The following is a 14148-nucleotide window of genomic DNA, read 5'->3' on the forward strand; positions in this document are numbered from 1 at the left end:
CCTGCCGTCACAGCAAGGGGCGCAATTGTAGAGAAGGGACTGCAGAGGTGCAAGGCAATTGGTGATTATTTGAACAATCACCGGATACAGGCCACACCACAAAACAATGTAGGAGTGAGCCTGCTCGCGATGAGGGCGCAACATTCAACTTTGATGCTGAATGTAACTCCGCTATCGCGAGCTGGCTCACTCCTACAGGAGATTTGCAACAGGTCAGGCTTTCTTGGCTGCAGCCTTGGCCTTGGCACCGCGTTGACGCTGCGCTTCGAACAGGCACACGCCGGTTGCCACGGACACGTTGAGGCTGCTGACGCTACCGGCCATTGGCAGGTTTACCAGATAGTCGCAGTGCTCGCGGGTCAGGCGACGCATGCCCTTGCCTTCGGCGCCCATGATCAGGATGGTCGGGCCGGTCAGGTCCTGGTCATAAATGCTGACCTCGGCCTCACCCGCCGTGCCGACCACCCACAGACCGCGTTGCTGAAGCTTTTCCAGGGTGCGCGCCAGATTGGTCACCGCCACCAGCGGAATCACTTCCGCCGCGCCGCAGGCCACTTTACGCACCACCGGCGTCAGGGTTGCCGACTTGTCCTTGGGCACGATCACCGCCAGCGCGCCGGCAGCATCCGCCGAACGCAGGCAGGCGCCGAGGTTGTGCGGGTCGGTCACGCCGTCGAGCACCAGCAACAGCGGTGCGCCTTCGGTGCGGTCGAGCAGCTCGTCGAGCATCGCCTCGCCCCAGACCTGACTCGGACTGACGTCCGCCACCACGCCCTGGTGCACGCCTTCAACCCAGGCGTCCATTTCGCGGCGCTCGGCCTGACCGATCTGCACACGATTTTCGTTGGCCAGTTCGATCAGGGTCTGCACACGCGGATCGTTGCGGCTTTCAGCCAGCCAGATCTGCTTGACGCGTTTCGGGTGGTGACGCAACAACGCTTCTACCGCGTGAACGCCGTAGATTTTTTCCAACTGACTCATGACTTCGCCTTCGGTTTACGCGACCCGCCACTTTTGGCTGGAGCCGAACCCGCTTTCGGCGGGCCTTTACGGTGTTTGCTCGGTTTGGCTGGCTTGCCGCCGACAGCCTTGTCAGGCGCCGACCGTCCGGTCTTTCCCCCAGACGCCGCTTTACCACCGCTTTTGGCGTCGGCCAGCAAGGCCTTCTTCATTTCACGGCTTTTGCGCAGCTCGGCGTTTTTCGCCACGGCATCGCTCGGGCGATAGGCCTCGGCAGCCTTTTCCTTGGCTGGACGACGGCTGGCGGTTTTCGCCGGAGCCTTCTCTTCCACAGCCTTGGTCGCTGCCGGAGCAGTTGTTTCGCTACCGCGCTTCTTGCGGCCAATCGGCGCGCTGATGGTTTTTTCAGCCATCTCGAAGTCGATCTTGCGCTCGTCGAGGTCGACGCGCATCACGCGCACTTCAACGGTATCGCCGAGACGGAAGCTGCGACCGGTGCGCTCGCCCGCCAGGCGGTGATGCACAGGATCGAAGTGGTAGTAATCGCCCGGCAGCGCGGTGACGTGCACCAGGCCTTCGACGTAGATATCGGTCAGCTCGACGAACAGGCCAAAACCGGTCACCGCAGTGATCACGCCCGGGAACGACTCACCGACGCGATCCTTCATGAACTCGCACTTGAGCCAGTTCACCACGTCGCGGGTGGCTTCGTCGGCACGGCGCTCGCTCATCGAGCACTGCTCGCCGAGTTGTTCCAGCGCCGCTTCGTCGTACGGATAGATGCGCGCCTTCGGAATGGTCATCGCCCCGGCACGACGAACGTGCGGAGTGTCCTGTTTCGAATGGATCACGCTGCGGATGGCGCGGTGCGTGAGCAGGTCCGGGTAACGACGGATCGGCGAAGTGAAGTGGGTATAGGCTTCGTAGTTCAGGCCGAAGTGGCCTTCGTTCTGGGCGCTGTACACCGCCTGGCTCAGGGAGCGCAGCATCACGGTCTGAATCAGATGGAAATCCGGACGGTCCTTGATGCTGGCCAACAGGGCCTGATAGTCCTTCGGCGACGGGCCATCCTTGCCTTTGTGCAGGGACAGGCCGAGCTCGCCGAGGAACGCGCGCAGTTTTTCCAGACGCTCCGGTGGCGGGCCGTCGTGGACACGGTACAGCGCAGGGATTTCGTGCTTCTTGAGGAATTCGGCGGTGGCCACGTTGGCCGCCAGCATGCATTCCTCGATCAGCTTGTGCGCATCGTTACGGGTGGTCGGACGGATTTCGGCAATCTTGCGCTCGGAACCGAAGATGATCCGGGTTTCCTGCGTTTCGAAATCGATCGCGCCACGCACGTGACGGGCAGCCAGCAACACTTTGTACAGCGCATAGAGCTGCTTGAGGTGCGGCACCACGTCGGTGTATTCGCCGCGAAGCTTGCGCGCTTCGGTGGCTTTCGGGGTTTCCAGCATCGCACTGACCTTGTTGTAGGTCAGGCGGGCGTGGGAGTGAATTACCGCTTCATAGAAGCAGTAGTCGGTCATTTCGCCGGACTTGGAGATGGTCATCTCGCAAACCATGGCCAGACGATCGACGTGCGGGTTCAGCGAGCACAGGCCGTTGGACAGCTGCTCAGGCAGCATCGGCACCACGCGCTCGGGGAAGTACACCGAGTTGCCGCGCACCTGGGCTTCGTTGTCCAGCGCCGAACCGATCTTCACGTAGCTGGAAACGTCGGCAATCGCTACGTACAACTTCCAGCCGCCGGAGAACAGGCGCAGCTTGCCAGGCTTGGCTTCGCAGTAGACCGCGTCGTCAAAGTCGCGGGCATCTTCGCCGTCGATGGTGACAAATGGCAGATGGCGCAGGTCAACGCGCTTCTCTTTGTCTTTTTCTTCGACTTCCGGCTTGAGCTTGGCGGCTTCTTTCAGCACCGCTTCAGGCCAGACATGCGGAATGTCGTAGGTACGCAGCGCGACATCGATTTCCATGCCCGGCGCCATGTAGTTGCCGACCACTTCGACCACATCGCCTTGCGGCTGGAAGCGCGGCGTCGGCCAGTGGGTGATCTTCACCTCGACGAACTGACCGATCTGCGCGTTGGCGTTGCGGCCCGGGGTGACCAGCACTTCCTGCTGGATCTTCGGGTTGTCGGCAACGACGAAACCGATACCGCCCTCTTCGAAGTAGCGACCGACGATCGTTTCGTGGGCACGGGACACCACCTCGACGATCACGCCTTCACGGCGCCCGCGACGATCAAGACCGGAAACACGGGCCAGCGCGCGATCACCATCGAACACCAGACGCATCTGCGCCGGGCTCATGAACAGGTCATCGCTACCGTCGTCCGGCACCAGGAAACCGAAACCGTCACGGTGACCGCTGATGCGGCCGAGGATCAGGTCGAGCTTGTCCACTGGCGCATAGGTGCCACGGCGGGTGTAGATCAATTGAGCGTCGCGCTCCATGGCGCGCAGACGGCGGCGCAGGGCTTCGATCTGGTCTTCGGTGGTCAGACCAAACTCTTCGACCAGTTGCTCACGGGCAGCAGGCGAACCCCGATCAGCAAGGTGCTGAAGGATCAGTTCGCGGCTGGGAATAGGGTTTTCATATTTTTCCGCTTCACGAGCGGCCTCGGGATCGAGGGACTGCCAATCGGCCATTAGAGAGTTTTCACCTTGTCTATATGCGGGTTAGTTTGGCATAGGCGCCATCAAACGGGAAATTTCCGACTCTATAAGGCCCTTCTATAGGCTTGTATCGACGCCTGAAAGCCCTTTTGAACACCGCCGGTAAAAAAATTCATTTTTTTTGCTGACAGGGGTTTACAGTTAAAAAGGCGCTCCGTATAGTGCGCGCCATCGACGACGTACACACGTTGACGAGATGCCCAGGTGGTGAAATTGGTAGACACGCCAGCTTCAGGTGCTGGTGACCTTACGGTCGTGGAAGTTCGAGTCTTCTCCTGGGCACCAATTTCGAGTTTGAGACTAGATCAGTTTCAAGGCTCACACAAAAACCCGCGAAAGCGGGTTTTTTGCATTCTAAGCAACCGATTTGTTAAAACCGATTAACTAAAATTAAATCAGGGGTTTACAGATCAAAAAGCGCTCCGTATAGTGCGCCACATCAACAGCGGCAACGCTCGCGATGAATGCCCAGATGGTGAAATTGGTAGACACGCCAGCTTCAGGTGCTGGTGACCTTACGGTCGTGGAAGTTCGAGTCTTCTTCTGGGCACCAATTCAAACTCAAGGTCACGATCTTGAGTTTCCCAAAAACCCGCGAAAGCGGGTTTTTGCGTTTCTGGCGTTTGAAAACCTGCAGCTCCCTCGCCACACATGATCACCAGATCATGCTCTAGCAAACCTCCGCCCTCCCCGCAAGGCGCACTTGAGAAACAATATCGTTTATCATTGTTGCAAGTTTTTGCAATGCGACAGTGAGGAACCCTGCGAATGATGTTTCGAAATACCCTGCGCCGCGGCTTGACCTTCACCCTGCTCGGCCTGGCACTCGCCACTCCCCTCACCCAGGCAGCCGATGCGGTTTCCCTGACGCTCTACAACGGTCAACACAAGGAAGTCGGCGATGCGATCGCCAAGGCCTTCGAGGCCAAGACCGGTATCCACGTCAATGTACGCAAGGGCAGCAGCAACCAGCTCGCCAGCCAGGTCATCGAAGAAGGCGACCGCTCCCCCGCCGACGTGATCTACACCGAAGAATCCCCGCCACTGAACAACCTCGGCGAGCAAGGTCTGCTGGCCAAGACCGACGACGCCACGCTGGCCGTGCTGCCCAAGCAATACGTCGCCGGCAACGGCACCTGGATCGGTGTCACCGCCCGGGTTCGTGTAGTCGCCTACAACCCGAAACTGGTCGATGAGAAAGACCTGCCGAAGTCGGTGATGGAATTCTCCGATCCGAAGTGGCAAGGCAAAGTCGGTTTCGTACCAACCAGCGGCGCCTTTCAGGAACAGGCTGTGGCGATCATCAAGATGCACGGTCGCGACGCCGCTGAGGAATGGCTGACCGGGCTGCGCGCTTTCGGTAAGACCTACAGCAACAACATGGTCGCCCTCAAAGCCGTGGAAAACGGCGAAGTCGCCACGGTGCTGGTGAACAACTATTACTGGTTCGCCCTGCAACGCGAGAAAGGCAAACTCGACTCGAAACTGCATTACTTCACCGGCGGCGACGTCGGCGGGCTGATCACTGTTTCCAGCGCTGCCGTCCTCAAATCCAGCAAACATCCAAAAGAAGCTCAGCAATTCCTCGCCTACATGGCCAGCGAGGAAGGCCAGCGCGTGATCACCCAGACCACCGCCGAATACCCACTGCACAAAGGCATGGAATCGGATCGCGGGCTCAAGCCGTTCAGCGAACTGCAAGCGCCAAACGTGACCCCGGCCGATCTGGGCAACGCCGAAGAAGCCTTGGACCTGGAACGTGAAGTTGGCCTGAACTGATGGCCACATCGTTATCCGCCCCCGCCGCGCGCGGGGGTTACGTGCCACGACGCAAGCGGCCGTCAATCTGGCTAGTGCTGCCGGTCTTATTGCTGGTGGTCATGAGCCTGTTGCCTCTGGCCTATGTCGGCCTGAAAGCCTGGCAGGCCGGGTGGGCCGAAGCGCTGCACCTGTTGTGGCGCCCGTACGTATTCGGTCTGCTGCGCAACACCCTGGCGCTGATGGTCGGCGTAACGCTGACTTGCGGCGTGATCGGCCTGTCACTGGCGTGGCTGCTGGAGCGGAGCAATCTGCCGGGACGACGCCTGTGGGGGGTGATTCTGTGCTTGCCGTTCGCGGTGCCGGCGTTCGTCAGCAGCTTCACCTGGGTGTCGTTGAGCGCGCAGTTCGAAGGTCTTGGCGGGGCGATTCTGGTGATGAGCCTGTCGAAGTATCCGCTGATCTTTCTGCCCGTGGCGGCGACTCTGCGCAACCTTGATCCGTCCCTTGAAGAATCGGCCCACACCTTGGGACAGAACCGCTGGGGCGTGTTTTTTCGCGTCACCCTGCCGCTGCTCTGGCCGTCGCTGCTGGCCGGCTCGCTGCTGATTGCCCTGCACATGCTGGTCGAGTTCGGCGCGCTGTCGATCATCGGCCTGCAAACCTTCACCACGGCGATCTACCAGCAATTCGAACTGGAATTCAGCAACGCCAACGCCGCGATGCTCTCGGCGGTGTTGCTCGCGCTGTGTCTGATGCTGTTGTGGCTGGAGCTGCGGGTGCGCGGCAAGGGTCGCCATGTGCGTACAGGCCAAGGCGCGGCGCGTCAGGCCGAACAAGTGCGTCTCGGGCCATGGGCCGTTGTCGGTCAGCTGTATTGTCTGCTGCTGGCGATCGTCGGCAGCGGGATTCCGCTGGGCATGCTCGCGTACTGGCTGGCGGTTGGCTCATCGGCGGCCTTCCCGGTCGCAGCGATCACCGAGGCCCTGCTGTCTTCGCTGGCCTTGTCGCTCGGTGGCGCAGCGCTGTGCTTGCTGCTGGCGGTGCCGGTGGGGCTGCTGGTGGTGCGCTACAAGGGTCGACTGGCGATCTGGGCCGAGCGCTTGCCGTATCTGCTCCACGCCTTGCCAGGCCTGGTGATTGCGCTGACGCTGGTGTATTTCGCCCTGCATTACGTGCCGGCGCTGTACCAGACCTCGGCATTACTGCTGATCGCTTATGCGTTGCTGTTTCTACCGTTGGCGCAGGCACCGATTCGTACGGCACTGAACAAGGCTGCGCCGCAGCTGGAAGAAGCGGCACGCACGCTGGGGGCGTCGTCGTTCACCGCGTTTTGCCGGGTGACCCTGCCGATCATTTTCCCGGCACTGGGTGCGGCGTTTGCGCTGGTGTTTCTGGATGCGATGAAGGAATTGACGGCGACGCTGCTGCTCAGTCCGACCGGGCTGAACACGCTGGCGACCGAAGTCTGGGCGCATACGGCGAACGTCGAGTTTGCGGCGGCAGCGCCTTATGCGGCGTTGTTGATAGTGGTGTCCGGGTTGCCGGTGTATCTGCTGACGACGCGGATGTATCTGAGCCGCTGACACCGCTTTCGCGAGCAGGCTCGCTCCCACAGCTTGACCGAATCCCTACCTGGGAATGCGATCGAATGTGGGAGCGAGCTTGCTCGCGAAGAGGCCCGCCAGACGACCTCAAGCCCTGAACTGCCCCAGACTCGCCTTCAACTGCGCCGCCAAGCCATCCAGCACCTTGCCACTGGCCGTGGTCTCCACCACCGCCTGCGCCGCTTTCTCGGCCTGGGCATGAATCGTTTCGACCCGCCCACGCACCGCCTGCGCGCCCTGCGCCTGATGCGCCGCCGCCTGCGTCGCCAGACCAATCGCCGCATGCACCTGCTCGACCGAGGCCTGCACCGACTGCTGCAGCCGCGCACTGTCGCGCAACACCAGCAAACCCTCGCTGGCCTGACGCCCGGCCTGTCCGATCGCTTCAACCGCCTCACGCGCGCCCTGCTGCAACGCGACGATGTGCGCCTGAATGTCGCCGGTGGAGCTTTGTGTCTTGCTCGCCAAGGCGCGCACTTCATCCGCGACCACGGCAAAACCGCGCCCGGTCTCGCCGGCCCGCGCCGCTTCGATCGCCGCGTTCAGGGCCAGCAGGTTGGTCTGTTCGGCGATGCCGTGAATCACCGTCAGCACCACTTCAATCTGTTCGCTCTGCTGCGCCAGTCGCTCGATGACTTTCGCCCCGGTGTCGACCTGCCCGGCCAGCGCTTCGATCAGGCTGCCGACCTTCGCCGAGGTCCGAGTGTTTTCGTCGGTGGCCTGGCGAATATCCACCACCTGTTTCAACGCCGCCTGCATGGCATGGCTTTCCGATTGCGCCTCGTCAGCCATTTGCGACAGCGCGCGCAGGCTTTCCGCCACTTCATCACGCTGCATCCCCGCCGCCGCATCGGCACCGGCATTGCGCAGGGTCATGGCGCCGATTTCCACGCCGGTACGTTGGGCCACGTCGCCCGCCTCGCGCACAATCGGCTGCAACTTATCCACAAAGCGATTGACCGCCGACGCCATGTCGCCGATCTCGTCTTTGCTGTTGATCTGCACGCGCTTGGTCAGATCGCCCTCGCCCGCCGCCAGATCATCCATCGCCGCGTTGAGCATCTTCAGGCGGTTGACTACCCGATGACCGAGCACCACCGCCAGCAACAGCAGTACGCCAAATCCAACCAGCGCCAGGCCCATGCCGATCCGCCAGCGTAGCGTCCCCGCGGCATCCTGCACGGTGCTCGCGGTATTAGCCTTCATCTCGGCAGCCGTGGACTGCGCCGACTGCAGGCGTGCGCGCATGGCCGTGGCGCTGTCAGCAGCCGCCCCCTTCAGGCTGTCGCCGACCAGTTGATCACTGCTGGCGATCAGCGCCGAGAAACGTTTGTCGAGCGCCGCCAGATCAGTTTCCACCGACGCCGTCGAGACGCCCATCAGCACCTTGCCGATTTCCACACCATTGGGGTTGATCGAGGCCTCGAGGTAGTAGACCGACGGATCGTTCTTCGCCGCATCCAGCACTTTATCGAGCGCACGCTCGCCCTGGCCTTTTTCCAGCAAGGCCTTGTTGATCGGGTTTTCGCGATTGAGATAACGCGTCAGGTGCTGACCGGTGGCGTCGTCGTAGACCACGAACAGCACGTTGGGATTGCGCTGGGCGCGCCGGGCGAACTCGGAGAGGGTCGGTACGTCGTTATCCCACATGGCACGGGGCGCGACCGAGGCGAGCAACTGGGCCATGTCGTTGGCCGAGTCCTTGAGGTCTTTTTCCAGAGTCGTACGCAGCTGCGCCTGCTCCTCTTCCAGACGCGAAGACAGACCCGCAGTAAGTCGCTGACGAGTACTGGCGGACAAGGCGTCGAGGCTCGACGTGACTTCACGCCCGGCCTGCTCCAGCTCACCCGAAAGCTTCTGGCTGTCTGCGCCCAGGCGAGTGCCGAGATCGGCTTCCAGCGCCGTGACGGTGCTTCGTGTCAGGGCGACTGCCACCAGCACTTGCACCAAAAGGGCGATACCAAGGGTAACGAACACGGGCCGCAACAAACGGCTTTGTAACAGTGAGAGAACGGCCGACACTGTGAATCCCTCTACTTCTGACGCCATTAATTTGATGGCACTCTTGTAGGAAGATTTACAGCAAAGGTCATGCCGTCCAACAGGCATAAACGACAAAGGCCCCGATTAAGGGGCCTTTGTTTTTTACATCAACGACTTATCAAGCGAACGGATGACGCAGAACGATGGTTTCGTTGCGGTCCGGGCCCGTCGAAATAATGTCAATCGGCGCGCCGATCAGCTCTTCAACGCGTTTGATGTAAGCACGAGCGTTAGCTGGCAGCTCTTCCAGGGTTTTGGCACCCACGGTCGATTCGCTCCAGCCCGGCACTTCTTCGTACACAGGCTGCAGGCCCACGTAGCTGTCAGCGTCGGTCGGCGCCACGGCGTTGCCTTGCGCGTCCTTGTAGCCGGTGCAGATGTTGATGGTTTCCAGGCCATCGAGGACGTCCAGCTTGGTCAGGCAGATGCCCGAGATGCTGTTCACATCGATAGCGCGACGCAGGATAACGGCGTCGAACCAGCCGCAACGACGGGCACGGCCGGTGGTCGCGCCGAACTCGTGACCCTGCTTGGCCAGATGCGCACCCACATCGTCGAACAGCTCAGTCGGGAATGGACCCGAACCGACGCGAGTGGTGTAAGCCTTGGTGATGCCCAGGATGTAGTCCAGGAACATCGGGCCAACGCCCGAACCGGTGGCCACGCCACCTGCGGTGGTGTTGGAGCTGGTCACGTACGGGTAGGTACCGTGGTCGATGTCGAGCAACGAACCCTGGGCGCCTTCGAACATGATGTCTTTGCCGGCGCGACGCAGGTCGTGCAGCTCGGCAGTCACGTCCAGCATCAGCGGCTTGAGCAGCTCAGCGTATTCCTTGCACTCGGCCAGGGTCTTTTCGAACTCGATGGCCGGCTCTTTGTAGTAACCCACCAGCATGAAGTTGTGGTAATCCACCAGTTCACGCAGCTTGTCTTCGAAGCGCGGCATGTTGAGCAGGTCGCCCACGCGCAGGCCACGACGTGCAACCTTGTCTTCGTAAGCCGGGCCGATGCCGCGACCGGTGGTACCGATCTTCAGCTCGCCACGGGCTTTTTCACGGGCCTGGTCCAGCGCCACGTGGAAGGACAGGATCAGCGGGCAGGACGGGCTGATACGCAGGCGCTCGCGCACCGGTACGCCTTTCTCTTCCAGCTTGGTGATCTCACGCAGCAGGGCGTCAGGTGCAACCACCACGCCGTTGCCGATCAGGCACTGCACGCCTTCGCGCAGCACGCCCGAGGGGATCAGGTGCAAGACGGTTTTCTCGCCGTCGATCACCAGGGTGTGGCCAGCGTTGTGGCCACCTTGGTAGCGCACTACGGCGGCAGCATGTTCGGTCAGCAGATCAACGATCTTGCCTTTGCCCTCATCACCCCATTGGGTGCCCAGGACTACGACATTCTTACCCATAACACTTGTCCTCATTCGCGCAAACTTGGTGCCGGCGATGGCCGGCAGGAAAACTCAAGAAGCCAGTGGCGATACTTGCCAAAGCCCGTTCTGCTGAATCAATTGCCGGTCGCAGTCCGCATCACGGGCGGCGGCCAAAGGTTGTCCAGGCAACGCCTGAACGACACGCTGACCCTCACTGCGCAACTGGCAAACCTGCTGCCAGAGTGCCGCATCCGTACTGTCAGGCATCCAGATACCGCCAGACGGTAGCTCGATCTCAGCACGCCCCAGGGTCACCAGGGTTTTCAAATCGGTAGAGAAGCCGGTCGCCGGACGGGCACGACCGAAGTCGGCGCCGATGTCGTCGTAACGACCGCCCTGAGCGATGGACTGGCCCACGCCCGGGACAAACACCGCGAACACCACACCGGTGTGGTAGTGGTAGCCGCGCAGCTCGCCCAGGTCGAAGTACAGCGGCAGCTCCGGGAAACGCGTCGCCAGACGATCGGCGATCTCCAGCAAATCTTCCAGCGCGGCCAGCACCGGCGCCGGTGCATTGGCCAGACGCTCACGGGCCGCACTCAGTACTTCACGGCCGCCACACAGATCGACCAGCGCCCGCAGCATGCCGGACAGATCGGCCGGCAGGCCTTCGGTCAAGGTAATGACCTCGTCGATGGCCTTGCGTTGCAGCGCATCGAACAACTGCTGCTCGACTTCACCGGACAGACCGGCGGCGCGCGCCAGGCCACGATAGATACCGACATGACCAAGGTCCATGTGCACATCCGGCACATCGGCCAGTTGCAGCATGGCCAGCATCAGGCTGATCACTTCAACGTCGCTGCTCGGGCTGGCATCGCCGTACAGCTCGGCACCCAGCTGGATCGGGCTGCGCGAGGACGACAGTGCACGCGGCTGGGCATGCAGCACGCTGCCGGCATAGCACAGACGGCTCGGGCCTTCGCGACGCAGGGTGTGCGCATCGATGCGCGCCACCTGCGGCGTGATGTCGGCACGGAAACCCATCTGCCGGCCCGACTGCGGGTCGATGACCTTGAAGGTACGCAGATCCAGATCCTGGCCCGCACCGGTCAGCAGGGATTCCAGGTACTCGATATGGGGAGTCACGACAAACTCGTAACCCCAGCTCTGGAACAGATCCAACACCTGACGACGCGCGACTTCAATGCGCGCCGCTTCCGGTGGCAGTACTTCTTCGATGCCATCTGGCAGCAGCCAGCGGTCTACCGTTGCCATTACGCCATTCCCCTTTGATCCGGGCGGCCAGCCTGCGGGCGAGCCTTGAGTGAAGCAGAAAATGACCGACTCGTTCAAAACGCACGCGCATGAACGACGCGGCGAAAGGCCTGTTACCGGCTTCGCCCATCACTTTCCTCGAAATACTCTCGGGCCATTCAACCCGATGCCTGCAACAAAAAACAGCAATCAAACGTGCAGACGCAAAAAAGCCGGGAATTTCCCGGCTGCCGCATCATACACACGTTTTCCCAAAGGATCACCCCGCCCGAGGTTTTAGCCGCCGGGCGGAGTGATTCAGGTCAACGTCGTATCAAGGCTTGGACTTTTCCAGATAACGGAAGAAGTCGCTGCTTGGGTCGAGAACCATGACGTCGGTTTTGTTCGCGAAGCTTTCACGGTAGGCACGCAGGCTACGGTAGAAACCGTAGAACTCCTGATCCTGACCGTAGGCCTTGGAGTAGATCGCAGCGGCCTGGGCATCGCCATCACCGCGAATCTCTTCGGATTCACGATAGGCTTCAGCCAGCAGCACGCGGCGTTGACGATCGGCGTCGGCACGGATGCCTTCGGCCAGCTCGTTACCCTTGGCGCGGTGCTCGCGAGCTTCACGCTCACGCTCGGTGCTCATACGTTCGAACACGCTGCGGTTCACTTCCTTCGGCAGATCGATGGCCTTGACCCGGACATCGACCACTTCGATACCCAGCTCTTTTTCTGCCATCGAGTTCAGCGACGCGGTGATGTCAGCCATCAACGCATCACGCTCACCCGACACCACTTCGTGCAGGGTGCGCTTGCCGAACTGGTCACGCAGGCCCGATTCCAGGCGACGGGACAGACGCTCATCGGCGATTTGCTTGAGGCCGGAAGTCGCGGTGTAGAAGCGCTCGGCATCTTTCACGCGCCACTTGGCGTAGGCATCGACCATCACGGCTTTCTTTTCCAGGGTCAGGAAGCGCTGTGTCGGTGCATCCAGCGTCATCAGACGTGCGTCGAATTTACGCACCTGGTTAACGTAAGGCACCTTCACATGCAGACCTGGCTGAACATCGGCCTGAACCACACGACCAAATTGCAGCAACACCGCACGCTCGGTCTGAGCCACGATGTAGAAGCAGTTCCAGCCCACCAGTACCACAACAACGCCAACGATCAGGGCGATCAGCGATTTATTGCTCATCAGCGGGTCTCCCTTGTGCGTGTCTGCGGCAGATCAGTGACATGCGGCGCGACATCCGTGTTGTTGCTGGCAGCGGCCGAACCGGTCACCGGTGCATTGCTGCCCGAACTGTTCTGAATCATTTTATCCAGCGGCAGATAAAGCAAGTTGCTCTGGCCGTTCTTGTTGCCGGTCACGAGTACCTTGCTGGTGTTGCTGAAGACTTCCTGCATGGTGTCCAGGTACAGACGCTGGCGGGTGACTTCAGGTGCCTTGCGATACTCGGCCACCAGTTTGGTGAAGCGGTCAGCCTCACCCTTGGCGCGCGAGACTGTTTCGTCGCGGTAACCGTTGGCATCCTCGAGGATACGCTGGGCCTGACCACGGGCTTCCGGCACGACGCCGTTGGCGTAGGTTTCAGCCTGGTTGCGTGAACGCTGCTCGTCTTCACGGGCGCGGATCACATCGTCGAAGGCTTCCTGCACTTCACGCGGGGCTGCCGCGTTCTGTACGTTGACCTGAGTGACGGTGATACCGGTGCGATAGGTATCGAGGAAGCGTTGCAGACGCTCCTTGATTTCGCTGGCCATCAATTCACGACCTTCGGTAAGCACCTGGTCCATGGCGGTCGAACCCACCACGTGACGCAGGGCGCTGTCGGTCGCATGCTGCAGGCTGATTTCCGGCTGATCGACGTTCAGCACGAAGTCCTGCAGGTTGCTGATCTTGTACTGCACGGTCAGCGGCACTTCGACGATGTTCTCGTCTTCGGTCAGCATCTGGCCCTGCTTGGTGTAGGCACGCTCACGCGTGACGTTCTCCATGTACTTCTTGTCGATCGGCGGGAAGTAGATGTTCAGGCCGGGGCCGACCGTCTCGTAGTACTTGCCGAAGCGCAGCACCACGGCTTGCTCCTGCTCGTCGACCACATAGACCGCGCTGTACAGCCAGACAGCCGCCAGCACGACGAGGCCGATGCCGAGCAGACCGCCGAAGCCGCCACCACTCCTGCCCGAACCACCGCCGTCATCACCACCGCGTTTCTTACCACCACCGAACAACCCGTTCAGGCTTTCCTGCAGCTTTCGGAAGGCCTCGTCGAGATCCGGTGGCCCCTTGCGGTCGCCGTTATTGCGGCGCTTGCCACCCCAAGGATCCTGATTATTCGAGTTGCCACCCGGCTCATTCCAAGCCATAGCGCTCTCCATCTGATAAAGCAAAGACGCACCCACGGCGCGCCGACCAATGCTACAGAATGCCTGCCGTCGCGGCACAACCGCTTTGCCAGGC

The 14148-nt window shown here is 61.1% G+C and carries 9 protein-coding genes and 2 tRNA genes; 4 read left to right on the forward strand and 7 right to left on the reverse strand.

The features are described from left to right. Window positions 1-213: 213 nt before the first annotated feature. Window positions 214-981, reverse strand: a complete 768-nt coding sequence (gene rlmB, locus AC27VU_RS22600; protein WP_007967448.1) for a 23S rRNA (guanosine(2251)-2'-O)-methyltransferase RlmB — start codon at window positions 979-981, stop codon at window positions 214-216. Beyond that, window positions 978-3611 carry a ribonuclease R gene (rnr, locus tag AC27VU_RS22605; RefSeq protein WP_488724968.1) on the reverse strand — a complete coding sequence of 878 codons (2634 nt, stop codon included), beginning with the start codon at window positions 3609-3611 and terminating at the stop codon, window positions 978-980. The genes rlmB and rnr overlap by 4 nt, the downstream gene beginning before the upstream one ends. A 225-nt stretch (window positions 3612-3836) precedes the next feature. On the opposite strand from rnr, the gene AC27VU_RS22610 reads away from it, so the two are divergent. The 4 genes from AC27VU_RS22610 to AC27VU_RS22625 all read left to right on the forward strand — a co-directional run bounded on the left by AC27VU_RS22610 (window position 3837) and on the right by AC27VU_RS22625 (window position 6982). Beyond that, window positions 3837-3923: transfer RNA gene (locus AC27VU_RS22610), tRNA-Leu, on the forward strand. Between the two features lie 181 nt (window positions 3924-4104). After that, window positions 4105-4191, forward strand: a tRNA-Leu gene (locus AC27VU_RS22615). A 215-nt stretch (window positions 4192-4406) separates the two neighbouring features. Then, window positions 4407-5417 carry an iron ABC transporter substrate-binding protein gene (locus tag AC27VU_RS22620; RefSeq protein WP_003221127.1) on the forward strand — a complete coding sequence of 337 codons (1011 nt, stop codon included), beginning with the start codon at window positions 4407-4409 and terminating at the stop codon, window positions 5415-5417. Next, on the forward strand, window positions 5417-6982 hold the full coding sequence (locus AC27VU_RS22625) for an ABC transporter permease (RefSeq protein WP_488724969.1): 1566 nt from the start codon (window positions 5417-5419) through the stop codon (window positions 6980-6982). The genes AC27VU_RS22620 and AC27VU_RS22625 overlap by 1 nt, the downstream gene beginning before the upstream one ends. A 108-nt stretch (window positions 6983-7090) precedes the next feature. Here AC27VU_RS22625 and AC27VU_RS22630 read toward each other — a convergent pair whose 3' ends face one another. The 5 genes from AC27VU_RS22630 to hflK all read right to left on the reverse strand — a co-directional run bounded on the left by AC27VU_RS22630 (window position 7091) and on the right by hflK (window position 14054). Continuing rightward, the gene (locus AC27VU_RS22630) at window positions 7091-9025 is read right to left on the reverse strand and encodes a methyl-accepting chemotaxis protein (RefSeq protein ID WP_003221124.1); all 1935 of its coding nucleotides are present in this window, start codon (window positions 9023-9025) and stop codon (window positions 7091-7093) included. Window positions 9026-9164: 139 nt separating this feature from the next. Next, a complete protein-coding gene (locus AC27VU_RS22635; protein WP_488724970.1) occupies window positions 9165-10454 on the reverse strand; it encodes an adenylosuccinate synthase in 1290 nt (429 codons plus the stop codon). Window positions 10455-10508: 54 nt separating this feature from the next. Then, complete coding sequence (locus tag AC27VU_RS22640; RefSeq protein WP_047600701.1) at window positions 10509-11696, reverse strand: ATP phosphoribosyltransferase regulatory subunit; 1188 nt, start codon at window positions 11694-11696, stop codon at window positions 10509-10511. Window positions 11697-12009: 313 nt separating this feature from the next. After that, window positions 12010-12879 (reverse strand): protease modulator HflC, encoded by an 870-nt coding sequence (gene hflC, locus AC27VU_RS22645; protein WP_003221118.1) that lies wholly within the window; start codon window positions 12877-12879, stop codon window positions 12010-12012. After that, window positions 12879-14054, reverse strand: a complete 1176-nt coding sequence (gene hflK, locus AC27VU_RS22650; RefSeq protein WP_003221116.1) for an FtsH protease activity modulator HflK — start codon at window positions 14052-14054, stop codon at window positions 12879-12881. Before hflK ends, hflC begins: the two co-directional genes overlap by 1 nt. Window positions 14055-14148 lie beyond the last annotated feature (94 nt).

It is taken from the genome of Pseudomonas sp. 14P5.3.2 (assembly GCF_057799175.1).